At 70.5% G+C, this 25389-nt stretch carries 18 protein-coding genes; 9 read left to right on the forward strand and 9 right to left on the reverse strand.

What is annotated here, in order from left to right:
* Window positions 1–89 precede the first annotated feature (89 nt).
* The 3 genes from OWM54_RS35495 to OWM54_RS35505 are packed head-to-tail and all read right to left on the reverse strand — an operon-like array spanning window position 90 to window position 9219.
* On the reverse strand, window positions 90–2402 hold the full coding sequence (locus OWM54_RS35495; protein ID WP_267700293.1) for an AAA family ATPase: 2313 nt from the start codon (window positions 2400–2402) through the stop codon (window positions 90–92).
* A gap of 1 nt (window position 2403) precedes the next feature.
* On the reverse strand, window positions 2404–5802 hold the full coding sequence (locus OWM54_RS35500) for an AAA family ATPase (protein WP_223745767.1): 3399 nt from the start codon (window positions 5800–5802) through the stop codon (window positions 2404–2406).
* A 3-nt stretch (window positions 5803–5805) separates the two neighbouring features.
* Window positions 5806–9219, reverse strand: a complete 3414-nt coding sequence (locus tag OWM54_RS35505; protein WP_223745768.1) for an AAA family ATPase — start codon at window positions 9217–9219, stop codon at window positions 5806–5808.
* Between the two features lie 139 nt (window positions 9220–9358).
* On the opposite strand from OWM54_RS35505, the gene OWM54_RS35510 reads away from it, so the two are divergent.
* Complete coding sequence (locus tag OWM54_RS35510; RefSeq protein WP_267700294.1) at window positions 9359–11116, forward strand: aminotransferase class V-fold PLP-dependent enzyme; 1758 nt, start codon at window positions 9359–9361, stop codon at window positions 11114–11116.
* Window positions 11117–11129: 13 nt separating this feature from the next.
* Here the strand turns inward: OWM54_RS35510 and OWM54_RS35515 are convergent, their stop codons facing one another.
* The gene (locus OWM54_RS35515; protein ID WP_267700295.1) at window positions 11130–13721 is read right to left on the reverse strand and encodes a LamG domain-containing protein; all 2592 of its coding nucleotides are present in this window, start codon (window positions 13719–13721) and stop codon (window positions 11130–11132) included.
* Window positions 13722–14098: 377 nt separating this feature from the next.
* Here OWM54_RS35515 and OWM54_RS35520 point away from each other — a divergent pair, with 377 nt between their 5' ends.
* From OWM54_RS35520 to OWM54_RS35545, 6 genes are all read left to right on the forward strand, one after another.
* The gene (locus tag OWM54_RS35520) at window positions 14099–15403 is read left to right on the forward strand and encodes an OprO/OprP family phosphate-selective porin (protein WP_267700296.1); all 1305 of its coding nucleotides are present in this window, start codon (window positions 14099–14101) and stop codon (window positions 15401–15403) included.
* Window positions 15404–15414: 11 nt separating this feature from the next.
* The gene (locus tag OWM54_RS35525) at window positions 15415–16446 is read left to right on the forward strand and encodes a sulfate ABC transporter substrate-binding protein (protein WP_267700297.1); all 1032 of its coding nucleotides are present in this window, start codon (window positions 15415–15417) and stop codon (window positions 16444–16446) included.
* A gap of 3 nt (window positions 16447–16449) precedes the next feature.
* The gene (cysT, locus tag OWM54_RS35530; protein ID WP_223745773.1) at window positions 16450–17292 is read left to right on the forward strand and encodes a sulfate ABC transporter permease subunit CysT; all 843 of its coding nucleotides are present in this window, start codon (window positions 16450–16452) and stop codon (window positions 17290–17292) included.
* An 8-nt stretch (window positions 17293–17300) separates the two neighbouring features.
* Window positions 17301–18149, forward strand: a complete 849-nt coding sequence (gene cysW, locus OWM54_RS35535) for a sulfate ABC transporter permease subunit CysW (protein ID WP_370640313.1) — start codon at window positions 17301–17303, stop codon at window positions 18147–18149.
* On the forward strand, window positions 18146–19213 hold the full coding sequence (locus tag OWM54_RS35540; protein WP_267700298.1) for a sulfate/molybdate ABC transporter ATP-binding protein: 1068 nt from the start codon (window positions 18146–18148) through the stop codon (window positions 19211–19213). Before cysW ends, OWM54_RS35540 begins: the two co-directional genes overlap by 4 nt.
* A gap of 76 nt (window positions 19214–19289) precedes the next feature.
* Entirely contained in the window at window positions 19290–20648 is a 1359-nt protein-coding gene (locus tag OWM54_RS35545; protein ID WP_267700299.1) for a glycoside hydrolase family 16 protein, read from the forward strand.
* Between the two features lie 55 nt (window positions 20649–20703).
* Here OWM54_RS35545 and cml read toward each other — a convergent pair whose 3' ends face one another.
* The 3 genes from cml to OWM54_RS35560 form a co-directional block, all read right to left on the reverse strand.
* Window positions 20704–21888: a CmlA/FloR family chloramphenicol efflux MFS transporter gene (gene cml / locus OWM54_RS35550; RefSeq protein WP_267701195.1), complete on the reverse strand. Its 1185-nt coding sequence runs from the start codon at window positions 21886–21888 to the stop codon at window positions 20704–20706.
* Window positions 21889–22066: 178 nt separating this feature from the next.
* A complete protein-coding gene (locus tag OWM54_RS35555; RefSeq protein WP_223745778.1) occupies window positions 22067–22621 on the reverse strand; it encodes a TlpA disulfide reductase family protein in 555 nt (184 codons plus the stop codon).
* Between the two features lie 99 nt (window positions 22622–22720).
* Complete coding sequence (locus OWM54_RS35560; protein ID WP_141324457.1) at window positions 22721–23086, reverse strand: HPF/RaiA family ribosome-associated protein; 366 nt, start codon at window positions 23084–23086, stop codon at window positions 22721–22723.
* A 367-nt stretch (window positions 23087–23453) separates the two neighbouring features.
* On the opposite strand from OWM54_RS35560, the gene OWM54_RS35565 reads away from it, so the two are divergent.
* Window positions 23454–23645 (forward strand): hypothetical protein, encoded by a 192-nt coding sequence (locus tag OWM54_RS35565; RefSeq protein ID WP_267700300.1) that lies wholly within the window; start codon window positions 23454–23456, stop codon window positions 23643–23645.
* A gap of 256 nt (window positions 23646–23901) precedes the next feature.
* Window positions 23902–24408 (forward strand): hypothetical protein, encoded by a 507-nt coding sequence (locus OWM54_RS35570; RefSeq protein WP_267700301.1) that lies wholly within the window; start codon window positions 23902–23904, stop codon window positions 24406–24408.
* A gap of 178 nt (window positions 24409–24586) precedes the next feature.
* On the opposite strand, the gene OWM54_RS35575 is transcribed toward OWM54_RS35570, so the two are convergent.
* Both OWM54_RS35575 and OWM54_RS35580 read right to left on the reverse strand, forming a co-directional pair.
* Window positions 24587–24967, reverse strand: a complete 381-nt coding sequence (locus tag OWM54_RS35575) for a DUSAM domain-containing protein (protein ID WP_267700302.1) — start codon at window positions 24965–24967, stop codon at window positions 24587–24589.
* A 3-nt stretch (window positions 24968–24970) separates the two neighbouring features.
* On the reverse strand, window positions 24971–25297 hold the full coding sequence (locus OWM54_RS35580) for a hypothetical protein (RefSeq protein ID WP_267700303.1): 327 nt from the start codon (window positions 25295–25297) through the stop codon (window positions 24971–24973).
* Window positions 25298–25389: the final 92 nt, after the last annotated feature.

The raw sequence follows: 25389 nt of genomic DNA on the forward strand, positions 1-25389 counted from the left end.
GCCTCGTCGACACAGCGCATGAAGGAGGGGTCTGGCTCCGGGTGGGGAGGGCGTGGGCGACGATAGCAGAGCCCTGTCACGAGTTGATGTCAGGCCCGGGGCACCACCTCCAGGCGCTCCTCGCTGCCCAGGCGCAGCTCCACGTGCCGGTGGGGCGCGCCCGCATGGGCGGCGAGCCACTGGGCGAGCGGGACGACGGCGTGCTGCTCCACCGCGCGCTTCAGGGGCCGGGCGCCGTAGCGCGCGTCGAAGCCCGTCCGGGCGAGGAAGTCCACCACGTCCTCGCCGAAGGACACCTTCACGCCCCGCCGTGAGAGGCCCTCGCGTCCCAGGGCGGCATCCAGCGTGCGCCGGGTGAGCGTGCGGATGACGTCCGCGGACAGGGCGCGGTAGGGGACCACCTGGTCCAAGCGGTTGAGCAGCTCCGGCCGGAAGAAGGCCGTGGCCGCGCCCAGGTAGTGGGCCTCCATGTCGCGAGGCCCATCCCCGCCGAAGCCCAGCGAGCGCGCCGCCGACTCCGCGCCCAGGTTGCTGGTGAGCAGCACCACCGTGTTGCGGAAGCTGACGGTGCGGCCCGTGCCGTCCGTGAGCCGCCCCTCGCCGAGCACCTGGAGCAGCAGGTCGTGCACACCGGCGTCCGCCTTCTCCACCTCATCCAGCAGCACCACGCCGAAGGGCTGCTCGCGCACCCGCCGCGCAAGCCCCCCCTGCTGTCCACCCACCTCACCCACGAGGCGCCCCGCGCTGCCCGGCGCCGCGTACTCGGCCATGTCGAAGCGCGCCAGCCGCGACACGTCCCCGAACAGGTACTCCGCCAGGGCCAGCGCGGACTCCGTCTTGCCCACGCCCGTGGGGCCCAGGAGCAGGAACGCGCCCAGGGGACGTGAAGGGTCGGCGAGGCCCGTCTTCAGCGTGACGACGAGGTTGCGCAACAGCAGCGTGGCCTCGTCCTGGCCGACGATGCGCTCGCGGAAGCGGCGAAGGAGCGCGTCCGGGTCCAGTCGAATCGACGCGTCCACCAGCTCGCGCGGATAGCCCGTGCGCGTGCAGAAGGCGGCCGTCACCGCGCCGGGGCCCACCTCCGCGCCCGAGTCGAGCTGGGACGTGGCGGCGCGCAGCAGCGACACCGCGCCACCGGGCGGAGGCCCCTCGCCGAAGCGCTCCGTCAGCTCGGCCGCGCGCTCCAGGGACTCCGGCGTGAAGCGCACCTTGCGCGTCTTGGCCACGCGCTGCGAGGCCTGCTGCACGGCGGCCCTGGCGGCGGACGCGGGCAGCGGCTCCACCGCGAGGTGTCGCAGGGCCTGGAGGAAGGCGCCATGCGTGCGCTCGGCGCGCGCGACGTCCTCGGGGGTGGCCTCCAGCACCAGCACCACCTCGCCGCCCTCCAGCGCGGGCAGCAGGTGCCGCGCGACGTCCAGGCCCGTGTCGCCGCCGCCCAGCGAGAGCAGCTCCGAGAGGCTGTCCAAATGCAGCACCGCGCGGCGCACCCGCAGCTCGAGCACCATCTGCTGCACGCGCTTCTGCCACTGCCCCAGGTAGGCCATGCCGGCCATGATGCGGCCCCCCGACGTGCTGTAGACCTCCAGCCCGTGGAGCGGGTTGCCCGCGGGGGCGGACTCGGCGCGGTGCACCAGCTCGTGCACCAGCGCCGTCTTGCCCACGGAGGGCGGCCCCACCAGCAGCACGCTGGCGCGCGCGCGCGCCGTGACGGCCTCGGTGAGCAGCCCCACCTCCTTGTTGCGTTCCCACGCACGCTCCAGCAGGCCCGCGCGGGCCTCCTCGTTGAGGCAGCGGCTGGCCTCCGCGAGCGCGGGGGGCGGAGGCGGTCTGCGCTCGGCGCGCCGGGACTCGTCGACCCGGGTCGCGCGGGGTGCCTCGCGGTGCTTCATCGACACGGAGAGGGTTTCGACGGTCTCATCGCCCAGGTAGGCCAGCGAGTGCAGCCGCTCCAGGGGCGCGAGGTAGAGCTCGTGCCGGACGAGCTCCTCCACGTACGCCTCCAGGTCGGAGAGGTCCTGCAGCGAGCCCTGCACGTCCACGCGCGGCACCCAGACGTGCACGGGGTCCTTGCCCGAGCCCGCCTTGCGCTTCGCGCGCTCCGCCTTGCCGCCGCCGCGCCCACCGCGCGTCACCACGGTGAGCTTGAGGGGCACGGGCAACAGCCGCCCGTGCTGTACGGCGCGCACGGTGAGGTTCATCTTCTTGGTGCGCAGGTCCGGCCAGTGCGTGACTTCATCGTGGAGCTGACCGCGCTTGAGCAGCCGCCCCAGCACCTCCGCCACGTCCAGGCGCGCGGTCGCCAGGTCCGGCGCGAACGAGGCGAGGTGCGGATGCGTCAGCACGTGCGCGGCCACACCCACGCCCGGGTAGCTGCGCACGAACAGGTGAAAGTTCTTCTCCATGTCAGTGCCCTCCTCGGGACTGCTCGCGCAGCACTCGCGCCGCCCAGGTGACGGCGTCCGCGGGCGGCCGTCCGCTCGCCAGGTGTTGGATGGGCGGCTGCATTCCTTCCAGGACGACCCGGCCCGGGGTGGGCGCGGGGGCCGTGCCCGCGCGGCGTGCCTGCTGCTCGGCGAGCTTCAGTTGGTCTCGCGCGGCCACCCGCTGGGCCACGTCCGCGAGCTGCTCCGGCGAGCCCTCCAGTCGCTCCACGCGCAGCAGCGCGGGCCTGGGGCCGTCATCGCGAGGGATGAGGACCAGCGCGTAGCCCTCCAGCTGGGGGAGGACGTCCGACAGACCGAACGCGGTCAGCGTCACCACCGCGCGCCGGACGCGGGCTCCGACGGGGAGCGCCGTCCCGCTCGACTCCCATGATGTCCTGCCATCCGGCTCCACGCGCTCCTCGAGGACGACGCAGCGGCCGAGCCCCTGGGGCAACGAGCCCGTCACGGCGCTCACCGCGAAGGTGGACGCGTCGGCCAGACCCTCGACCAACAGGCTGTGCGTCTCCACGCCGCGCTCGCGCCGGCCAAGCTGGTGCGCGAGCCACTCCACCTCATCCCGCAGCTTCATCACCTTGGGGCGGCAGCGGCGCAGCCGCTCCTCGGGAGACACCGGCAGGGGCTGCGCGGCGTACGCCGGACGGGGCCTCAGTCCACCGCGTCCCTTGTTGTGCCAGCTGGAGTCGTACGCGCGGCGCTCCTCCTTGCCCGCGCGCTCCTCCGTCTCGAGGAAGTCGCGGTCCGCCAGCTCGTTCTCGCGGATGTCCAGGGCCTCGGCCGACAGTCGCTCCAGGCGCTCGCCCAGTTCCAGCGCCTCGGGGCTCGTCGATACGTCTCCCGCCTCCGCGCGCTTCGCCTCCGCCGCCAGCAGCGCGTCCAGCCGCGCGGTGACCTCCTCGAGCGCACGGAAGACCGCGGGCAGCGTCCATGCGCTCGCGGCCTGCTCGGGCGCCCACGCGGGCTCGCGCACGAGCAGCTCCACGGACAGGCCCATGTCGTCACCCTGGCGATACAGCTCCACGCGGGCCAGGTCGTCGCCTCCGCGCCGCACCAGGTGATGCGCCAGGGGCACGGTGAGGCGACGCTCCAGCGCGCGCTTCAGTGGACGCGCGCCATAGCGCGGATCATAGGCCTGCTCCACGAGCAGGTCGAGCAGCGGGGACTCCACCTCCACCAGCACGTTGCCCCGGCGGATGCCCCGACGCGACAGCAGCGACTCCAGCGCGTGCTCCACGACGAGCCGCAGCGCGGCGGGCGTCAGCGAGCGGAAGGGCACCACGCGGTCCAACCGGTTGAAGAACTCCGGGCGGAAGAACGCGCGCACCGCGGAGAGGTAGTGCGCCTCCGCGCCTTCGGGGGCCCGGTGGAAGCCCGTGCGGGCGGCGGCCTCGCGCACGCCCAGGTTGGACGTGAGCACCACCACCGCCTGCCTTGCGTCCACGGTGCGCCCGGCGCCGTCCGTCAACCGCCCCTCGCCGAGGAACTGGAGCAGGGCATCGAACACGCGCGGGTGCGCCTTCTCCACTTCGTCGAAGAGCACGACGCAGAAGGGCTGGGTGCGCAGCGCCGTGGTCAGCTCACCGTCCGGCGCACCGGGCCGCCCGAGCAGGCGGGTGATGCTGGACGCGGAGATGAACTCCGACATGTCGAAGCGCACCAGCCGCTCCTCGCTGCCGAAGAGGGTGCGCGCCAGCGCCTTGGCCGTCTCCGTCTTGCCCACGCCCGTGGGGCCCACGAAGAGGTACGTGGCCAGCGGCTTGTCCGGCGGCTGCAGCGAGCGCTGGAGCGTGAGGATGGCGTCCACCACGGCGCCGACGGCCTCCGGCTGCCCCGCCACCTGCGTGGCCAGGGCCCGCTCCAGCGCCTCGCGGGGGCGGGGCGGCGCGCTGCCCAGCACGAAGTCCGGCAGGCCCGTCTGCTCACGCATCGCGGCGGTGACGTCGACCTCCGTGAAGCGCCGCACGTTCTGCTCCACCGTGCCCGGGCGCGCGAGCACCCGGCGCAAGAGGCGCACCGCCTTGCCCGGGAAGGACTCGTGCGCGACGAAGCGGTGCTGCAGGTCCAGCAGCGTCTCCAGCGCCAGCGGCGACAGCCGCACCGCGGGCCCGCCGTCACCCGAGCCCTCCAGCTCGCGCAGCGTGCCCAGCAGGGCGGGCAGCGTCGTGCGGGGCTCCAGCGCTGGCACGTGCACCACGCGGAAGAGCGAGGCGAGCGTGGGGGCCTCCTCGCGCACGCGCTCGAAGCGCTCCGGCGTGGACTCGGCCAGCACCGTCAGCTCGCCGCGCGCCATGTGCGGCTCCAGGAACTGCGCCACGTTGGTGCGCTCGTTCGCGGTGCGTCCCGCGTAGACGAGCGACGCCAGGTCGTCCACGTAGAGCAGGTCCGCGACCTCCACCAGCTCCTTCACCACGCCCCGGGCCCGCGCCTCCCACTGGCCCACGTAGCTCATGCCCGCGATGAACTGGTTGCCGTCCACGCGCCACACGTCCCGGCGCTGTCCCGCGGCGTCCTGGCGGACGGTGAGCCGGCGCACCACCTCGTGCACCAGCGCCGTCTTGCCCGAGCCCGGCGGGCCCACCAGGACGATGGCCGCGCCCTCGCGGCCTTCCAGTGCGTCCACCACCTCGCGCACGAGCGACTCGCGGCCGTAGCAATGCTCCAGCCCGTCGTCGCGCGCGGCGTGGCTCAGGTTGCGCGCCACCTCGCGCAGCTCCGTGAGCGTGAGCCGCCTGCGGTTGCGCCGCTTCTCTCGCTGCTCCGGTGTCTCGGGCGGCGTCGCGGTCTGCTTCGACTCCGACGCGGACGCGCGGCGACGCCGGGGCGGCTTGGGCGGCCGGGGCGGCGTGCGCGGGAGGATGGAGGGCGCGTAGGCATCCACCTCCAGCAGCTCCAGCCGCTCACGGCCCTGGGCCCAGCGCGAGTCCAGGTTCTTCAGCCCGTGCTCCAGGCACCACGCGCCCAGCCTGCGCCCCAGCGCCTTGGGCAGGTCCTCGGGCCGGGCGATGGCGAAGCGGGCCTCCGGCATGCGCGTGGGCGTCACCACCCAGAAGTCATCGCGAGGCCACTTCTCCAGCAGCACCGCCATGCGCCCCTCCAGCGCGATGCGCAGGCCCTTCTCCCGATCTCTCGCCTCGGTGTCCACCTTCACGTGCTTGAGCGACAGGTGCGGAGGCAGCTGGTAGCTGGCCACGCGCGACGGGTGCTCCTTCTCGAAGCGCTCCATGATGGCGAGCGCCAGGTCGTCGCGCAGCGCGGACAGGCTGGGGCCCACGCGGTGCAGGGCGGGCCAGAAGGCGGGGACCCAGGCCTCGACGAGGCGGCCACCCATGGGGGCGTAGACGAGGGGCAGTTTGAGATCCATGGGTCAGTCCTCCTCCGTCTCGCCGAACACGCGCCAGTTCATCCACGGCTCCTGCAGCGACTCCATGTCCAGCACGCCGCCGGCGTAGCGCGCGCGCGCGCCGGTGCGCAGGTCCTCCACGGAGCCCCCCGACATCTCCGTCGAGCCGGGGCGAATCCTCCGGACCTCCTCCTTCGGCAGCAGCTTCTCGAGCTTCTCCCACTCCGGCAGCACGTCCCGGCTGTACGGGTTCGTCGTGAAGAGCACGCGGACCAGCGCCGCCTGGCTCCCCTCGACGAAGCGGTGCACGCCGTGCTCGGCGGAGAGGAGGAGGGGGCGCGTCTCGCCCGTCACCTCGATGGCGTAGGCCATGGGCGTCGTCTTCAGCTTCGTCAGGTCGTCGTGCTTCTCGTAGCTCCACGTCGGAGGCGGGGGCTTGCGAGGCGCCTTCTCTCCCTCCGGCTTCTGGTAGGGCCACAGGAGCACGCGCTGGAACGTGAGCTGCTTGCTGTTGCACCAGCGCTCGTAGGAGGCCGCGAGGAAGCACAGCCTGGCCCACGCGCCCCGGCTGGGGACCAGGATGAGGGAGACGCTGCGCGAGTACTGGTAGAGGCTCCCGTAGAGCCGCTCTCGCAGAGGGCGGAACGTGGCGCGCAGCGAGGAGACATCACGCGCGAGCGACTCCGCCTGTCCCACCGAGCGCGACAGGTGCGCCTCGAAGAGCAGGTCCTCGATGGCCTCCGTCTGCTGGGCGCACTCGCGGAAGGCCTTGTCCAGCTCACGTGCCTCGCCGGACTTGCGTGACGACTCCTCCGCCAGCGCGCGCTCCTCCCAGTACGACGTCTGCCGGGACATCTTGTCGAAGACAGCCAGCTCCTGGCGGAGCACGCGCATGGGCGGAGAGCGACCCCAGCGCTGCACCTCCGCGCGCAGGGTGGCGGCCTCCTCCAGCACCTGCTCGATGGCCTGTCGACCCACGCCCTCCGCCGCGCCGCCCACCGCCTCCGCGCGCAGCGTGAGGCCACTGTCGCCGCCTTCCACGTGCAGCGTCACCGGGCCGCTCGTCGGGTGCTCCGCGAGCCAGGCCGCCACCGGCACCACCAGCTCCCGCTCCAGGGCCCGCTTGAGCGGGCGCGCGCCATAGCGCGGGTCGAAGCCACGCGCGGCGAGCCAGTCCAGCGCGGACTCGGAGACCTCCAGGCTCGCGTCGTGGCGGGACAGGCCGGAGCGGCGTCGCACGGCCTCCACCTCGCGCACCACCAACCGGCGCAGCAGCTCCGCGGAGAGGGGGGAGAAGACGATGGTGTCGTCCAGGCGGTTGAACATCTCCGGCCGGAAGAAGCGCTGCACCTCCGCCAGGTAGTGCGTGCGCAGCGCCGCCACGTCGGGGACTCCGCCCAGCGAGTCGAAGCCCACGCGCGCGCGCCACGTGTCCGCGCCCAGGTTGCTGGTGAGCACGAGCACCGCGTTGCGGAAGTCGGTGAAGCGGCCCGACGCGTCGGTGAGCCGGCCTTCGCCCAGCACGCCCAGCAGCGCGTCGTGCACGGCGGGGTGGGCCTTCTCCACCTCGTCCAGCAGCACCACGCAGAAGGGCTGGCGGCGCACGGCCGCGGAGAGGTGGCCGGGCGTCTGCCCGTCACCCAACAGGCGCAGGAGCGCGTCCGGGCCGGCGTACTCGCCCATGTCCAGGCGCACCATGCGCTCGCGCGAGCCGAACAACAGCTCCGCCAGGGCCTTGGACAGCTCCGTCTTGCCCACGCCCGTGGGGCCCACGAACAGGAGCACGCCCAGCGGCCTGCGCGTGTCCGCGAGCCCCGCCTTCAGCACGGACACGACGTTGGCGACGCGCTCCACCGCCGTCGGCTGTCCCAGCACCCGCGTGGAAAGGAACGCGCGCACCTGCTCGGCCTCCAGCGGCACGTCGTCGCGAAGCAGGGACTCGGGGATGCCGGACTCGGAGGCGAACTGGCGGACGGCGTCCAGGCGCGTGACGTGGGCCTGGGCCGCGTGGGTGCAGGTGGCGAGCAGCCGCCGGAGGAAGGCCACCGCGTTGCCCACCTGCGCGCCGTACGGCAGGAAGCGCCGGCACAGGAAGCGGCACTCCTCCAGGGCCTCCGGCTTCACGTCCAGCGACGTGGCGCCCACGGTGTCCTGGGCCACGCGCGTCAGGATGCGGGAGAGCGACTCCAGCGCGGGCTCCTCCACGCGCACCACGGAGAACAGCCGGGCGAAGCTGGCGTTGCGGCGCTCCACCTGGGCCCACGTCTCCGCCGTGGCCTCGGCCACCACGGACACCTCGCGGGTGGACAGCAGCGGCAGGAGCAGCTGCGCCACGTTCTGGTCGCTGTGCGCGCTCTTGCCCGCGTCGAGCAGGTCGACGGCGTGGCCCAGCGCGAGGATGGCGCGGGCCTCGGAGGCCTCGCGATAGGACTGGAGCACCTGCTGCTGCCAGCCGCCCCACATGCCCTCGCCCGCGATGAGGCGGCTGCCGTCCAGGAAGAAGAAGGGCCGCGCGCGCTCGTCGTCCGTGGCGGTGGGCGCGCGCAGCGCCTCGGCGAGCGCGTGCAGCAGGGCGGACTTTCCCACCCCGGAGGGGCCCACCAGCACCACGGCCTCCGCGTCCTTCGCGGCCAGGCGGGCGCGCAGCAGGGACACCAGCGCGTCCTGCTCGTAGGCGGGGTCCAGCTGGCCGTCCTCCGCGAGCTTGTGCCAGGGCACCGCGATGCGGTCCAGCACGGGCGTGGGGGGCGGCTTCGCGGCCTTGTCACCCGGCTCATGGCGCCGCTTGCGCTTGCGGGGCTCCCACGTGTCGTCGTCGAGGACCTCCTCTTCGTCCTCGTCGTCCAGCGGCCCGGTGACGCGAGGCTCATCGGATGTGTCGGGGGCGTCCGGGGGACGCGGCGGTGGGCGGATGTCCAGGTGGAGCTGCCGCGGCGTCAGGGCCGACAGCCGCGTGGGCGTGGCCTCCACCTCCACGTCGATCAACGCCTCGCCGCCGTCCGCGCGCAGGGCCAACAGGCGCGCGTCGCTGAGTCCCTCCAGGCGCTCGCGCAGACGCTCCGGGGCATCTTCGGGGAGTGACTTGCCCTGGAACCACAGCTGCGTCTCCAGGCGCGGCGTGTTCAGCCCCAGGTAGGACTGGTGCGTGGGCGCGGAGACGCCGAAGAGCGACAGCGGCGCGACGGAGTTCTCCTCCTCGCCCCAGACGGGGAGGGCCCGCAGCTCCAGCGCGTGCGGCGTGCCGCCCGTGGCGGAGATGAACTCCGGCACGCGGCGGGGATGGATGCGGGTCAGCTGGTCGTCGAGCGCCAGCGTGAGCTCCTCGGTGGCCTTCTCCAGGGAGTCCGCGTGCACCGCGAGGTGGGGAAGTGACAGCGGCGTGAGCGTCACCCGACCGCTGGCGTGGCGCTGCACCCAGCACTGGAAGCGAAAGTTCATGGAGTGTGTTCACGCTAACATGGGGCGGCGCAGTGACGGTGCGACGCTCGCGTGGCTGACGCGGTCCGTCGGCGCGTGGGGACTGGACAGTCGGCGCGCTTCGGCGGGACGCTGGGCCCCACCACGAGAGGTGCGAGCGATGCACGACGCGCGTACACGGCTGGTCGAGTCGATTCGAGGCGCCATCCTGGGGGAGGGGCGGATGCTCGACGGACCCTTCGGGGCCCGCCGGCTGACCTATGCGGACCACGCCGCTTCGGGCCGCTCCCTGGGCTTCATCGAGGACTTCATCCGGGACCACGTGCTCCCGTTCTACGCCAACACCCACTCCGAGACGTCCGGCACCGGCGCCCAGACGACGCGCTTTCGCGAGGACGCGCGCGACATCATCCACGCGGCCGTGGGCGGAGGACCCGAGGACGTCGTGCTCTTCTGTGGCTCGGGCGCCACCGCGGCCGTCTGCAAGCTCATCGACATCCTCAACCTGCGCATCCCCGCGGACCTGGACGCGCGCTACGACCTGCGCTCGCGCATCCCCGCCGCCGAGCGCCCCGTGGTGTTCGTGGGACCCTACGAGCACCACAGCAACGACCTGCCCTGGCGCGAGTCCATCGCGGACGTGGTCACCATCGACGAGGACGCGGACGGGCGCATCGACCCGGCCCACCTGGAGCGGGAGCTGGTGCGCTACCGGGAGCGACCGCTGCGCATCGGCAGCTTCTCCGCCGCGAGCAACGTCACCGGCATCCTCAGTGATTTGGAGGGCATCGGCGCGCTCCTGCGTCGGCACGGCGCGCTCGCGTTCTGGGACTTCGCCGCGGCGGGCCCCTACGTCCGCGTGGAGATGAATGGCCGGGAGGACGGCACTTCGCGGCCCCGCGTGGAGAAGGACGCGGCGTTCCTGTCACCGCACAAGTTCATCGGCGGGCCGGGCACGACGGGGGTGCTCGTCGTCAAGCGCAGGCTGCTGGGCAACCGCATCCCCACCGTGCCGGGGGGAGGCACGGTGTCCTATGTGAGCGGCAGCGAGCACGTCTACCAGCGAGACCCCGTGCATCGCGAGGAGGGCGGCACGCCCGCCATCGTGGACTCGATTCGCGCCGGGCTGGTGTTCCGGCTGCGCGAGTCCGTGGGCGTGGAGCACATCGACGCCCTGGAGAAGGACTTCGTCGCCAGAGCCCTCACGCGCTGGGGCGCGAACCCCGCGCTGCGAATCCTTGGCAACCCCGCGCTGCCCCGGCTCCCCATCGTGAGCTTCCTCGTCCGCCACGGTGACGCGTACCTCCACCACAACTTCGTCGTCGCCCTGCTCAACGACTTGTTCGGCATCCAGGCGAGGGGAGGGTGCTCCTGCGCGGGCCCCTACGGCCATCGCCTCTTGAGCATCGACCCCGTCACCAGCCACCGCTTCCAGGACGTCATCCTGAGCGGCACCGATGGCGTGAAGCCCGGCTGGGTGCGCCTGGGCTTCAACTACTTCCTGTCCGAGACGACGTTCGGCTTCCTGTTGGACGCGGTGGACTTCGTCGCCGCCGAGGGCTGGAAGCTGTTGCCGCGCTACGTGCTGGAGCCCGCCACCGGACAGTGGCGCTACCGGGGACATCAGCGGGCGCTGCGACGACTGGATGCGCTGTCCTATGCCAACGGCGACGCCGAGGCGCCCCCTCCAGGGCGCTCCGTGCCCGAATCGGAGCTGCCCCGCTATGTCGCCCGCGCGCACGAGGCCGTCGAGGAGGCGCTCCAGGACTACGCGCGCCTGAAGACGGACGACGCGCCGCTCCGCGCGGAGGCCGAGCGGCTGCGGTGGTTCCCGCTCCCCGGCGAGGTGCTCGAGGTGCTGACCCGCGAGCACTCCGCCGGCGAGAAGGGGACGCCCTTCAGGCTCCAGGGGACCTGAGGGGCGCCGGGGCTCAGGGGTTGATCTTCCAGGGCACCGTCACGGCGGGCTGGAAGCAGTGCACCTGCGCGAGGTAACCCAGGCCCAGCTCCTGCACCACGCCGGCGCCATACCCTCGCGCCTGGCACCACCGGCTGACCTCCAGCTTGGAGTCGGTGGTCATGAAGGCGCCGGAGTTGGACACGGGGCCGAGCTGGTCCTTGGCCACGTCCTGGATGAGGCCGGAGTTGAAGCAGCCCACCCAGGGACGTGACGTCACCTCGAAGATCTGTCCCGTCGTCCAGCCCAGCTTGTTGCACCAGCGATGCGCGGCGGCGCCGCAGTCCAGCGTCTGCGCGACGCGCTCATCCGTGCAGAGCCCGTGCAGGCGCGACAGCTCCTCGAAGGTGACGGCCACGCTCTCATGTTGGATGGGGCCGCAGGCCACGTTGACGTCGGTGGCGTTCGCGCCGGCGAGCACGCCCAGGAGCGAGATGGGCGGGCGGTTGCCGATGAGCTGCTGAATCGTCTCCAGGACGTTGGTGCTGTTGGCCAGCGCGTCATGCGCCCCGCGCTGCGCGCAGACGCGGTGCATGGCTGACGAGCAGGCCCGCGTGCCGAGCGCCGCGTAGCTGTTGCACAGGTGCAACTGCTGGCTCATGCCGAACTGCCCCTCGGTGGGTGTCTCCTGGATGGCGGTGTCCAGACAGTCCGCGCCCGGCGAGGTCATGCAGATGGACCGGGCCGAGCGCGCGTGGCTGAAGAAGCGCACCTCGTCGATGGCGCCCTTGAACGAGCCCTCGCCGTTGACGGGGCATGACTGGGTGTTCATCACGTTGCCCGCGCCGATGCTCAGCAAGCCCGTGCCAAGGCGGAAGCTGCCAGGGGCCACCGGGAGGACGCGGCGCGTGGGCACGCCGTTGAGGTACTCACGGAAGACGCCGGTGACGCCGTCCCAGGAGTAGCCCAGGTGGGTCCACGCGCCGACGGGCAGCGGCGGGCTGCGCCCCAGGCGCACGCGGGTGCCGTTGATGACGAGGGAGAGCTGCACCGTGTTGTCGGACTCGTAGATGAGGTCGATGGCCCCCGACTTCTGGAAGAGGTAGCGATAGGGATTGCCGGTGGTGCAGCCCGCGTGGATGTTCGCATCGGGGCGGACCGCGAGCTGCACGGTGAAGCCTCGCACCAGCGCGCCCACGCCGCGCACGGTGCCGCTGGGGTCCGTGAGATTCACGCTGAGGGCGCCGCCTCCGGGGATGACGAGCGCCTTGCCCTGGCCGTGCGGCTCCCACAGCGAGCCGGAGGTGGACTGCGTCACGAAGTTGCCCGCGGAGATGGACGCGGTGCCGGTGAGGGTGCCCGTGTAGAAGTAGCCCGAGTGGTCCGGCGTGCGCGTCAAGTCGTAGGCGCCCGCGCGTGTCACCAGCTCGTTCATGGGCAGGTTGAGCACGTGGAACGGGTCCACCAGCTCGCCCACGTCCACCTCGTTGTAGTCCGACGTGTTGCTGCCGAAGAGGGCGAGCACGTCGTGGGACTTGGTGACGGGCAGGTAGCGACTGTCGTTGTTGGCGCCGGGCGGGAAGTTCTGCTCCGGGGCGCGCTCCTGCTCGAAGTTCCACATGGGGCCCGAGTAGAAGAGGTGCGCGATGTCGAGCCGGCCCGTGTTGATGGCGCCATCGATGTGGTACGCCGTCCACTGGGTGTCCGCGCCAATCAGGCTCACCGCCTCGCGGCGCGCGCCATCCGTGTAGACGACGCCGGTGTACGTGACGTTGCGCCCCTCGTGGTCCACCCACGGATACGCGCCGCGCAGCAGCGGGCCGGACGTCGTCTCGCCGAAGAGCTCGCCGGTGGCGGCCTTGAGCTTCTGGCGCGCCAGTGGATAGCGCAGCACACCCGAGGCCGTGTCGGTGTTCATCATCGACAGGGGACGCGGGTTGCTCCAGCCCGAGGCGGCGCACGGCGTGGGGTTGTAGGCGTACATCAGGTGGTCGATGCCGCCATCGTTCAGGGGCCCGCCCTGGAAGATGAGCAGCCGGCCGTCGGAGGTCATCGTCGGCTCGATGCCTCGGATGCTCGCGCCGGTGACGGTGGTCAGCGTCTCCAGGTTGCCGGTGGTGAATGACGAGATGTCCGCCTGCGGCGTGAAGGGCTGGGACACGCGGAGGTCCACCGGACGGCGGCGGAACACGTTGGGGCCGTTGAACATCATCGAATCGAAGAGGTACGGCTGGTACACCGCGAGCCCGTCGACCAGCGTGTAGGGCTGGGCCGGGTGGGTGAAGCAGAACGCCAGCGCGTTCTCTCCGTTCCTCACCGTGGTGGTGCGCCCGGGGGAGAACGCGGCGGCGAAGCTCGGCTTGCCCTCCGCGTCGTACGTCACCGCCTCCGGACGGAACACCCGCGCCACCCAGGTGGTGGTCGTCGTCGCGTGGTCCTCGCGGATGTTGCCCACGAAGACGCGGCCATCAATCGTGGACGAATGCCCGTTCGCGCCGAAGGGCGTGCCAATGCGCGTGTTCACCAGCGAAGGGCGCTCCGCCGCGAGGACTGCTGGCGCCGCCACTCCCGCGAGGAACAGCGTGGCGAGGCGTGGAACCCACCGCGAACGACTGTGTTTCGACATGGGACCTCCTGACTTGGAGTTCCAATTATGCTTGGATTCCAGTCATTGGCCGCGAGGCCCTCGGGGGCGAGTGAGAGGGGGCGGGCAAAGGCTGTCCGGAGTGGAAAGTGCGGCTGCCGGCGGATGGCTGTCGTCAGGGGCCGCGTTGACAAGATGGAGGGTGGCGGGCATCGTGGCGGAACTCGATGCGCCGCTCGACCCACCACGCATGTTGCTGCTGTGACGCACCTGCGGTGGGCGCCTGTCGACCCGTGGCCTGAGAAGCCTGGTTCGAGCTGGTTCGAGGAAGCCCACCATCCGCGAGGAGGTGGGCTTTCGGCTTTCTGGTGTTCGAAACCCCCGTCCATCGCGCCCCTCTCCGCTGTCGAGGTTCCGCCATGGCAGGTCCACCCCCGCATCGATGTACCCCGCTCCTGGCCGTGGCGCTGGGCTGGCTGTGCTCGTCCGTCGCGCTGGCCCAGACACCTCCGCCCGCCGAGCCCGCGCCGCCCGCCCCAGGGAGCGTCAGCGTGAGGGCGACGTCCGAGGGAATCTCCCTCCACTCCGCCGACAACGCCCTGTTGCTGAAGCTGCGCGGCTACGTGCAACTGGATGGTCGCTTCTTCGAGAGCCGCGCGGACCGTCCCGGGGCGACGACGCTGCTCATCCGGCGCGCGCGTCCGCTGCTGGAGGGGACACTCTTCAGCCTGTTCGACTTCCGCCTGCTGGTGGACTTCGCGGCCAACGTGCCTCCGCTGTGGGATGCCTATCTGGAGTTCCGCCCGCGCAAGGAGGTCCGGGTGCGCGTGGGCAGGTTCCGTCCGCCGGTGGGGCTGGAGCGCAACCAGTCCGGCATCCATACGCTCTTCATCGAGCGGGCGCTGCCCACGGACCTGGTGCCCAACCGGGACGTGGGGGTGATGGTGCACGGGGAGCTGAAGGACGGCGTGGTGAGCTACGCGCTGGGGGCCTTCAACGGCACGGCGGATGGGGCGAGCGCCGACACCAACCTGGATGACAGCTTCGACCTGGCGGCGCGGGTTTTCACCCATCCGTTCCGGGCGCTGGGGCTCTCGTCGCTCTCGGGACTGGGGCTGGGCATCGCGGCGTCGCGCGGGTCGCAGTTCGGCTCGGCGTCCACCACGGGCGAGGCGCCGCTGCGCTCCATGGGGCAGCAGACGTTCTTCATCTTCAGGACGGGCAACGGCCTGGGGGAGACCGTCGTCGCCCACGGCGCGCACGTGCGCTGGTCGCCACAGGGCTATCTCTACCTGGGGCCGCTGGGCGCGATGGCCGAGTACGTCTCCTCCACCCAGGAGGTCCACCTGGGGGAGCAGCACGCGCGGCTGCGCTTCGAGTCCTGGCAGGCCAGCGCGTCGTACGTGCTCTTCGGCGGCAAGGCGGCCTACGACGGCGTGAAGCCCACCGAGCCGTTCGGCGCGAGCGCGGAGGGCTGGGGCGCGGTGGAGGTGGGGGCTCGCATGTCCGAGCTCCGCGTGGACCCGGACGCGTTCCCCGTCTACGCGGACCCCACGCGCGCGGCGCGCAAGGCCCATGGCTGGGGCGCGGTGGCGAACTGGTACCTCAACAACAACGTCCGGGTGGCCACCTCGTATGACCACACCGAGTACGAGGGAGGCGCCGTCGACGGCGCTCGCCTGCCCGAATCCGTCGTCATGTCCCGCTTCCAGGTGAGCTGGTGAAAGGCCCCTCCATGCATTCGTGGCTCGTGTCGTCCCTGCTCGTCGTGCTCGCCCTCGTCGGGTGCTCCAAGTCCGCCGGTGCCGATGCGGCCTCGGCCAACGTCGTCACGCTGCTCAACGTGTCCTACGACCCCACGCGGGAGCTGTACGTGGACGTCAACGCGGCGTTCGCCAGCCAGTGGGAGGCGAAGCGCGGACAGAAGGTGTCCATCAAGCAGTCGCATGGCGGCTCCGGCAAGCAGGCGCGGGCGGTCATCGACGGGCTGGAGGCGGACATCGTCACGCTGGCGCTGGCCTACGACGTGGACATGCTCCACGACAAGGCGTCGCTCATCCCGGAGGGGTGGCAGGCGCGGCTCCCGCACAACAGCGCGCCGTACACCTCCACCATCGTCTTCGTGGTGCGCAAGGGAAACCCCAAGGGCATCCGCGACTGGGAGGACCTGCTGCGCGAGGACGTCGCGGTCATCACGCCCAACCCGAAGACGTCCGGCGGCGCGCGGTGGAACTACCTGGCCGCGTGGGGCTATGCGCTGCGCAAGCCGGGAGGCACCCCCGAGAGCGCGCGCGGCTTCGTGGAGGCGCTGTTCCGTCGGGTGCCGGTGCTCGACTCCGGTGCGCGGGGGGCCACCACCACGTTCGCCGAGCGAGGGCTGGGCGACGTGCTCATCGCCTGGGAGAACGAGGCCTTCCTGCTGACGGACGAGGTGGGACAGGGGCGGTTCGACATCGTCGTGCCCTCGGTGAGCATCCTGGCCGAGCCCCCCGTCGCGGTGGTGGACCGGCACGTGGACAAGCGCGGCACGCGCGCCGTGGCGGAGGCGTATGTCCAGTTCCTCTACTCGGAGGAGGGGCAGCGGCTGGCGGCGAAGCACCACTACCGTCCGCGCTCGGAGGCGGTGGCGAGCAAGGAGGGCGCCCGCTTCCCGAAGCTGACGCTCTTCACCATCGACGAGGTGTTCGGAGGCTGGCGCAAGGCGCAGGCCGCGCACTTCGATGATGGCGGCGTCTTCGACCGCATCTACGTCCCCCAGGCGCGCTGAGCCATGAGCATGCCCGCGCGTCGTCATGTCCTGCCCGGCTTCCGCCTGTCGCTGGGCTTCACCTGGGCCTATGTGGGGTTGTTGGTGCTCATCCCCCTGTCGAGCCTCTTCCTCAAGACGTTCTCCCTGACGTGGCCGCAGTTCTGGGAGACGGTGTCGGCGCCCCGCGCGCTCGCGGCGTACCGGCTGAGCTTCGGCGCGTCGCTGGTGGCGGCGCTGGTCAACGTCGTGTTCGGCCTGCTCGTCGCGTGGGTGCTCGTGCGCTATCGCTTCCCCGGGCGCTCGTTGGTGGAGTCGCTGGTGGACCTGCCCTTCGCGCTGCCCACGGCGGTGGCGGGGCTGACGCTCACCACGCTGTTCTCGTCGAAGGGGTGGTACGGCCAGTATCTGGAGGCGCTGGGGGTGAAGGTGGCCTACACCTCCGTGGGCATCGCGGTGGCGCTGACGTTCATCGGGCTGCCCTTCGTGGTGCGCACGGTGCAGCCGGTGCTGGAGGAGCTGGACGCGGACGTGGAGGAGGCCGCGGCGACGCTGGGCGCCACGCCGTGGCAGACCTTCACGCGGGTGCTGTTCCCGGCCATCTCCCCCGCGCTGCTCAGCGGCTTCACCCTGGCCTTCGCGCGGGCGCTGGGCGAGTACGGCTCCGTCGTCTTCATCTCCGGCAACATGCCGCTGCGCACCGAAATCGTCCCGCTGCTCATCGTCACCAAGCTGGAGCAGTACGACTACGCGGGGGCCACGGCCATCGCGGTGGTGATGCTGGTGACGTCGTTCCTGCTGCTGCTCGTCGTCAACCTGCTCCAGCGCTGGAGCCACCGCCGGTTCGAAGTCCGGCCTGGAGCGTGACGGACATGCTGGCTCCTTCGAGTCTGGTGTCGCACCGCGCGACGCGCCCGCTGGAGGGCTCGCGGTGGGTGCGCTGGACGCTCATCACCCTGGCGCTGGGCTTCCTGGCCGTCTTCCTCGTCGTCCCGCTGGTGGCGGTCTTCACCTTCGCGTTCCAGAAGGGGTGGGCCGCGTATGTGGCCGCCGTCACGGAGCCGGAGGCGCGCTCCGCCATCCTCCTGACGCTGACGGCCGCGGGCATCGCCGTGCCGCTCAACCTGGTCTTCGGCCTTGCGGCCGCGTGGCTGCTGGCGCGCTTCCGGTTCCGGGGGCGCGCGCTGCTGCTGACGCTCATCGACCTGCCGTTCAGCGTGTCGCCCGTCATCGCGGGGCTCATCTTCGTGCTGCTCTTCGGGCGGCAGGGCTGGCTGGGGCCGCTGTTGGCCGAGCACGACGTGCACGTCATCTTCGCGGTGCCGGGCATCGTGCTGGCGACGGTGTTCATCACCTTCCCGTTCGTGGCCCGGGAGGTGCTGCCGGTGATGCAGGCGCAGGGCAGTGACGAGGAGGAGGCGGCGCTGACGCTGGGCGCGAGCGGCTGGCGCACCTTCCTGCGCGTCACGCTGCCGAAGGTGAAGTGGGGCGTGCTCTACGGCGTCATCCTCTGCAACGCGCGGGCGATGGGCGAGTTCGGCGCCGTCTCGGTGGTGTCCGGGCACGTGCGCGGCGTCACCACGACGCTGCCGCTGCACGCGGAGATTCTCTACAACGAATACGACTTCGCCGGAGCGTTCGCCGTGGCCTCGTTGCTCACGGTGCTGGCGCTGGTGACGCTGGTCCTGAAGAAGTACGTGGAGTGGAGGAGTGAGGCGTCATGAGCATCGTCGTCGAGCAGCTCACCCGGCGGTTCTCCGCGGGCGGAAGCCCCGCCGTCTCGTCGGTGTCGTTCCAGGCGCCCGCGGGGGCCATCACCTCGTTGCTGGGCCCGTCGGGCGCGGGGAAGTCCACGCTGCTGCGCCTCATCGCGGGGCTGGAGGTCCCCGACTCGGGGCGCGTCCTCATCGACGGCGCGGACTGCACGGCGCAGCCGGTGCAACAGCGCAACGTGGGCGTCGTGTTCCAGAGCTACGCCTTGTTCCGCCACATGACGGTGCGGCAGAACGTCGCCTTCGGATTGGAGATGCGCAAGCTCCCCCGGGCCGAGGTGGAGGCGCGCGTGGACGAGATGCTGCGCCTGGTGCAACTCGAGGCCCTGGGCGCGCGCCATCCGGCGCAGCTCTCCGGAGGCCAACGTCAGCGCGTGGCCTTCGCGCGGGCGCTCGCCATCCGCCCTCGCGTGCTGCTCCTGGATGAGCCCTTCGGCGCGCTGGACACGCGGGTGCGCGAGGAGCTTCGCGAGTGGCTGCATGGCCTGCACGAGCGCACCGGTTTGACGACGCTCCTGGTGACGCATGACCAGCAGGAGGCGCTCGAAATCTCCCAGCACGTCGTGGTGCTGAGCGAGGGGCGCGTGGCCCAGGCGGGCTCACCGGAGGACATCTACGACCGCCCGGCCTCGCCCTTCGTGGCGTCGTTCATCGGCGGGGCGAGCATCCTGCGAGGCCATGTCCAGCAGGGGCGCGCGGCGCTCGGCTCGCTCGCCCTGGCGATGCCGTCCGCCGCTCGGGAGGGCCAGGCGGTGCATGCCTTCGTGCGTCCGCATGACATCAAGCTGGCGCGCACGGATGAAGCGGCGCGAAGCGCCTCTCCTGTCACCGGGAGGGTGGAGCGCCTCAAGTCCGTGGGCGGCTTCGTCAAGGTGCTCCTGCGACTTCCTTCGGGTGATGAAGTGACGGTGCAGGTGTCCCGCTCCGAGTTCGATGCGCTCGGCGTCTCGGAAGGAGACGCGGTCCACGCGGACGTGCGCTCCGCCTCCGTGTTCGTGGGGGACTACGCCATCTGACTTTGTCGTCACTTCGAATGAAGTAAATGCTAGAATTCGAGTAAATCGTGTTCTCGCATTATTCCAGGAGGAGCGGATGGCATATCGGAGCGAGTCCAGCTGGGGTGCGTGTTTTGTCTTGGGCGGGTTGTTGTTGGGGGGATGTGGGAACGAGGTTCCGGTGGAGTCCGAGCCGCCGCCGTTGGTCGCGCAGGAGCAGAAGGAGCTGGCCTACGACCCGGGGCCGGGCTGGAACCTGGCGTGGCAGGACGACTTCACGGGCTCGGCGCTGAACTCAGCGAACTGGAACGTGCTGACGAGCAATTACGACCCGGTGACGGGCAACTGCAACTTCGGCACGGGGGAGCTGGAGTACCCGCGCGCGCAGAACGTGACGGTGAGCGGGGGCAAGCTCATCCTCACCGCCGAGCGCACCAACGACGCGCCCAATGACTCGCGTTGTACCGGCTATGGGCCGCGCTCGTTCTACTCGGGGCGCATCCACACCAAGGGCAAGGTGGAGCGGACCTACGGCAAGCTGGTGGCGAGCATCAAGGTGCCGTCCGGCTACGGCATGTGGCCCGCGTTCTGGACGCTGGGGGCGAACATCTCCAGCGTCGGCTGGCCGGCGGCGGGGGAGATCGACATCCTGGAGTGGCACTCGAACGAGCCGTCGTGGATGAAGGTGGCCACGCACTGGGGCGAGGGCGCGAGGGATTGGGGCTCCGGGGCGAACCGGGGCTACAGCCTGGCGGATGCGTTCCACGTCTACGAGCTGGAGTGGACGGCGGACCGGATGGTGTTCCGCTTGGACAACCAGGTCCGGGCGAACGCGGACTTCGTGCACGCGGCGCAGGCGTTCCGGCAGAACCACTACATCCTGTTGAACCTGGCGCTGGGTGGGAACTGGTATGGCAATACGCCGGCGGGCAACGTGGACCTGCCGCTGGGGCAGCGCAAGACGATGGAGGTGGAGTGGGTGCGTTGGTACCAGGCGGGCAGCACGCCGGGGGGGACGCTGACGAACCCGGGCTTCGAGTCGGACATGGCTGGCTGGGCGACGTGGAGCCCCAACGGCACGGAGGCCGCGGACTTCAGCGAGACGCACAATGGTGGGCACTCGGGCAGCTATCACCTGACGCACTGGAACAACGCCGCGCCCTTCGAGGTGTGGACGTATCAGACGGTGTCGGGGCTGTCGTCCGGCAACTACCGGGTCCGCGCGTGGGTGCGAAAGGGCGGCACCTTCGACCTGTCGCGCATCCAGGCGAAGACGTGTGGCTCGTGTGCGCCCGTGTTCACGGAGCTGGGGACTTATGGCGCGTGGACGCTGGTGGAGACGCCGGTCATCTCCGTCACCGGCGGCTACCTGGAGCTGGGCTTCCACACCCGCGCCACCACGGCCAACGGTGCCAACTTCGTACATATGGATGATGTGCAGTTGGTGAAGCTGTAGCCGCTGCACGCCGCGCCGGAGGCTGAACGTCCCTCCGGCGCGGTGGGAGCCCGCGCTAGGTGGAGGGCATCCGCCTGCGTCGCAGGTTCGCCTGGGCGCTCAGCGTCACCGTCGCCATGAGCGAGGCATACGCCACCAGGGGCCACGCCGTGTCGCCGTCGAGCAGGACGACCATCAGCGTGCCCACGGTGCCGACGATGAGGCTCTGGACGCAGAAGTAGAGCGCGACGGCGGTCCCCGCCACGGCGCCGAAGGCCTGGAGCGCGCCGTTGGCGGTGACGGACGCCGCGAAGACGATGCCCGCCGCGATGACCCACATCGGCGCGACGAACGTCCAGAACGACGGGGCCGCGAACAACTGCCCCGCCGCGAGCAGGGCCGCGCCGGTGAGCAGCAGGAGCATGCCCCGCGTGAGGCTGCCCGCCAGGCCCCACGCCGCCACGAAGCGCCTGGCGAAGCGCGTCGTCGCAATCATCGCGAGCGCCGCGGTGGCAAAGGCCAGGCTGAACCCGAGCTCGGTGAAGCCCGCCTGTCCGATGAGGACCCGGGGCGCCGTGGAGAAGAACACGAAGAACGCGCCCATGGCCGAGCTGAAGCCCAGCGTGTACGTCCAGAACGCGGCGTCGCGCAGGATGGGCCGGAACGCGACGGCGGGACGTGGCCCGTCCGCCGCGTGGGTTTCGTGCCACCGGGGCCACGCATTCACCACGGCCGCCGTCGCCAGGCCGCCGAGCGTGATGAAGATGGCCCGCCAACCGAAGTGTCTCGCGAGCAGTGCCCCGACGATGGGGCCCAGCGCGGGCACGCAGGCCAGCATGGCGCTGAACAGGCTGTAGATGACCGCGCTCTCCGGCCGCTCCGCGTAGACATCACGGACGGTGGCGAACGTGGCGACGAGCGCCGCGGAGGCGCCGACGGCTTGCAGAGTCCGCAGGCCGACGAACGTCATCGCGTCCGAGGTGCCCGCGAGCAGGAACGAGGTGGCCGCGAACAACAGCGCGCCTCCCAACAGCACCCGACGCCGACCGATGCGGTCCGACAAGGGGCCGAACACCACCTGTCCCAGCCCGAGCACCGCCATGTAGAGGCTGAGCGTGAGCTGGATGATGGAGGGAGACGTCTGGAGGATTCCGACCATCGCCGGAACCACGGGCAGGTAGATGTCCATGGCCAGCGAGGCCAGGAGGTCGAAGGGGGCCATCAGCAACAGCGCTGCTGGCACGGAGTACGTCCACGACAAGGTTTTCGAGTGAGCCACGATGGCATCCGCACAAAAGGGGAACAGCGGGCGGCCATCTGCCTCTCCACGGGAACGTGATGAGCTTTGGACAGAGGGCCGCGGCAACAGGGTCGCCGCGGCTCACTCATCTGCGGATTTGGTCGTTCCCATCCGTTGGCTCCGAGAGGTGCTCCGGACTCTACAACATCCACCGCCAGGACAGGCCGAGCAGGGTGGTGTAGCCCACCACGGAGCGCTCGATGCGCCCCTCGGCGGACAGGAAGAACACGGTGGGGAACATGCTCACCCGCCACGCTTCCTGTATCGAGTCGTCGCCGAGCAGCACCGGGTAGTCCACCGCGTGCTCCTGGGCGAAGCGCTGCACGGCGGCGACGTCTTCATAGGCCAGCGCCACCGACACGACGTGCGCGGAGTCTCCGGCGATGCGGCGCAGCTGGGAGAGGTTGGAGGACTCGGCGCCGCATACGCCGCACCACGGGGCCCAGAAGGCGAGCACCACGGGTTTGCCTCGCAGCGAGGCGAGCGACACCGTCTCTCCGGAGAGCGTCTGCACGGTGAAGTCTGGCGCGGGCGCTCCGGAGCCGGGCAGGTGGCGCGTCTGCCAGGCCGCGACGGCGGTGAACACGAGCGCCAGCAGCACCAGGTCCACGCCCCATCGCACCCACCAGCGCTGCCTCGCGCGGGCCCATGCGGCCCGTCCTCGCGCCAGCACGCCCGGCCCCGCCGTCTGCATCGGAAATCCTCCAGGAAAGGGACGCGCGACGCGCGTCATGGACCCATCCTGACATCGCCGGGGCCCTTCGGGGAGAAGGGCCCTCGGCGGCGCTTCACGTCAGAGCGGGCTGTGCTGCTCCTCGGCCTCCCAGGGACCGGTCCTCACGCTCTCGCTGTCCTGGCGGTGCGAGCGTCCCAGGGCCTTGCCCACCGCGTGGCCGGCGCGCTCCAGGGCCCGGTCCACCGCGCCGGGGAAGGTCGCGTCCATCGCCTCCGACGCGAGCTGTCCGCCGTGCTCCAGGCGCACCGTGACCTTCGCCACCTTGTCCACGCCTCCGCGTGGGCCGTTGATGTCTTCCAAGCGCACCGTCACCTCGCGGACCCGGTCCGACAGTCGTCCCATGGCGAAGCGCGCGCGGCGCTCGACGTGGGTGCGGAGGGTCTCGGTGAGGGTGAAGTGTCGGGCTCGGATTTCGATTCGCATCCTCGGCTCCTTCCGGCCCACCATGGGCCTATCTCCTATCTGCTGGTCCGCGGAGTTTCGCGCCAATAGGAAAAGCTCCCGGGAGGCTTCGAAAAAACGAAGGTCTCCGGGCGGGAATGCGGTGGAGCGTGAGGGTGTTGGGCCCAGGCTACGTCCGGGCGGCGATGGGGACCCGTGTGTCTCGCGGCCATGTGAGTGCCGCGAGGATTCCTGACGCGCTGTACCAGCCGAGGATGTGACCGGCGCCCGTGCCCATCACCGGGACAGGGAAGTGGCCGAGCTCCGTCACGGCGAAGGCCGCCGCGAAGTAGAGGACGAAGCTCGCGGACAGGGATAGCAGCGCGTCGTCGTGCCTGATGGAGGTGACATGGCCACGCTGCCTGGTGTCCTCTTGACGTCGCTGAGTCTGTTGTTGGGAGCGCGCGGAGGAGAGGGCGAAGAGGTCTGCGAGTGTGGCCACATGCCCGCGTTCAGCGGGGAGACGACGCCTTACTGGCTCTATCGGTATCACGAGCCGTGTGACGGACTGGCCGCGGACTTCGTGTCTCGGATTGAGTGACGGAGCTCACGGAGCCGTGCCGTGGTGCCCCGGCCGCGGCTCCGCCGTTCCGAGGGGCTGTCGGGGACGTTCCGACTTCGCTACCGGTACTCTTGGTCAGCAGGAAGCGTCGTTAATCGAGGGGCGAGTTGTCCCACGCCCAAGTGAGTAGCGCCTGCCGCCACCGGCCGCGAACTCGGCCCCTCACGTGGCGGTGTCCTACGTCCTCTCCTGGGGCTGTTGACGCCTTCGCTCCGGGTGCGGGAGGCTAATGGATATGGAGACGACCGCAGAGACTCCAGCCAATAACGACTGGGCTGAACGCCATCCCTTCATGGCCATAGGACTTGGCCTTGGCTTCCTCGTGGGCCTTTTCTGGAATTGGCTACAAGCTCTGTTGGTTGGCCTCAATGAGCTCGTCCGCGCATTCGAGTTCAACGGGGCACCTGGAACAGGCGTACTCGTCAACATGCTGGGGATTCATCCAGGCGTACTGAGGCTTGCTGGTATTGTGCTGGGTGGTCCCGCCTTGGTAGCCGGGCTGTGGTGTTTTGGCTGGGGTGCCTGGCTCACTTGGCGCGGCCGATGGGTGTTGGTTGCCGCTGTCTGCGTGTACTCGCTCATTGTGCAAACGACTATCACCCTAGCTATCGCGGGGGCGATAGCGGTTGTTGATTTGGTGCGGCGCCACTTTCAGTGCCAACGCGCTATTCTGCACGAGTTACAAGAAATTCGCGCACGCCTGCCACCGCAGGGTCTCCCTGGTGACTCCCGGCGGAGCTGATGCTGCGCCCCGTGGTTTCTGGCTCCTCCCGTCTTGGCAGAACCAGAACCCGTCATCCTGAATCGCCGCTCAGTGGATGCGATGGAATTGGAGTCGATCGGGCGTAGGCGTGGGAGGATGGACCCTTCGCACGGAGGCCTCCTTTCCGCGAAACGAGGCGCCACGTCGTGGGAGGCGGCTACTCGCCGTCATCGAGGGCTTCTAGCTGAACCTGCGCCAAGTCTCGATAGTGAGGGACGACCTCAACGTCCAGCACTCCCTCCAGGAGTCGACGGGCTGCCTGCATGTCGCCAGCCTGCTGGTGTTTGTAGGCCCGCGACATTGCGCGCGACAGGCGTACCGAGCCCTCTCGGATGCGGCGCGCAATCTCTTCAAGGAGCTCTCGAGCGGTCGCCTCTGTCTGGAGGGACTGCTCCGTGGCCGTCATTGGGAGGGCCACCTCTGCCGCACGAGTGCGGAGAATGTCCCGTAGCTCGTCCGTCAGAATGAGCGCCTCCCCGTTCTTGAGCACGCGGTGCTCGAGGTCGCGGACGTCATCCCAATTCATTGGCGTGGGCATGTGTCAACCTTTGCGTGGGTGGCACAGGTCGAAGGGCCACTGGCGCTGCCCCTCGCAGTTCCGGAAGCACGCATAGCAATCACCTACCCAGCGGGGCTTCTTCTGGTCCTTGCATTGGACGTAGACGTCGATGCAGTGCTGCTTCCACCCCTCGTCGGGGTCGTCCTTCTCCTCGCTCTTCTCGCCGGACGCGTCGAGCGCGATTGCCGTGCTGATGTACTTGCTGGCTTCGGCGGCTGTCAGGCCGCAGGCTTCCGGGTTGCCTGCACTGCGTTGCAGGCAGCACGTCACAGTATCCATGCAGGTGGCCTGAGCGTAGGCCTCGTTCATGCCTGACCGCGAGTGCTCCGTGGATGCGCACCCGAGCATGAGGCTGATTGCCACCATCGCCGCGCTCGATGGGCGACACGTCTTTCCTGGGA

This window comes from Myxococcus sp. MISCRS1 (genome assembly GCF_026626605.1).
GTDB lineage: Bacteria > Myxococcota > Myxococcia > Myxococcales > Myxococcaceae > Myxococcus > Myxococcus fulvus.

Coding starts and splice junctions, on each gene's coding strand:
- OWM54_RS35495 (WP_267700293.1), bottom strand. CDS start 2,402: ATGGAGAAGAACTTTCACCTGTTCGTGCGCAGCTACCCGGGCGTGGGT.
- OWM54_RS35500 (WP_223745767.1), bottom strand. CDS start 5,802: ATGGATCTCAAACTGCCCCTCGTCTACGCCCCCATGGGTGGCCGCCTC.
- OWM54_RS35505 (WP_223745768.1), bottom strand. CDS start 9,219: ATGAACTTTCGCTTCCAGTGCTGGGTGCAGCGCCACGCCAGCGGTCGG.
- OWM54_RS35510 (WP_267700294.1), top strand. CDS start 9,359: ATGCACGACGCGCGTACACGGCTGGTCGAGTCGATTCGAGGCGCCATC.
- OWM54_RS35515 (WP_267700295.1), bottom strand. CDS start 13,721: ATGTCGAAACACAGTCGTTCGCGGTGGGTTCCACGCCTCGCCACGCTG.
- OWM54_RS35520 (WP_267700296.1), top strand. CDS start 14,099: ATGGCAGGTCCACCCCCGCATCGATGTACCCCGCTCCTGGCCGTGGCG.
- OWM54_RS35525 (WP_267700297.1), top strand. CDS start 15,415: ATGCATTCGTGGCTCGTGTCGTCCCTGCTCGTCGTGCTCGCCCTCGTC.
- cysT (WP_223745773.1), top strand. CDS start 16,450: ATGAGCATGCCCGCGCGTCGTCATGTCCTGCCCGGCTTCCGCCTGTCG.
- OWM54_RS35540 (WP_267700298.1), top strand. CDS start 18,146: ATGAGCATCGTCGTCGAGCAGCTCACCCGGCGGTTCTCCGCGGGCGGA.
- OWM54_RS35545 (WP_267700299.1), top strand. CDS start 19,290: ATGGCATATCGGAGCGAGTCCAGCTGGGGTGCGTGTTTTGTCTTGGGC.
- OWM54_RS35555 (WP_223745778.1), bottom strand. CDS start 22,621: ATGCAGACGGCGGGGCCGGGCGTGCTGGCGCGAGGACGGGCCGCATGG.
- OWM54_RS35560 (WP_141324457.1), bottom strand. CDS start 23,086: ATGCGAATCGAAATCCGAGCCCGACACTTCACCCTCACCGAGACCCTC.
- OWM54_RS35565 (WP_267700300.1), top strand. CDS start 23,454: ATGGCCACGCTGCCTGGTGTCCTCTTGACGTCGCTGAGTCTGTTGTTG.
- OWM54_RS35570 (WP_267700301.1), top strand. CDS start 23,902: ATGGAGACGACCGCAGAGACTCCAGCCAATAACGACTGGGCTGAACGC.
- OWM54_RS35575 (WP_267700302.1), bottom strand. CDS start 24,967: ATGCCCACGCCAATGAATTGGGATGACGTCCGCGACCTCGAGCACCGC.
- OWM54_RS35580 (WP_267700303.1), bottom strand. CDS start 25,297: ATGAACGAGGCCTACGCTCAGGCCACCTGCATGGATACTGTGACGTGC.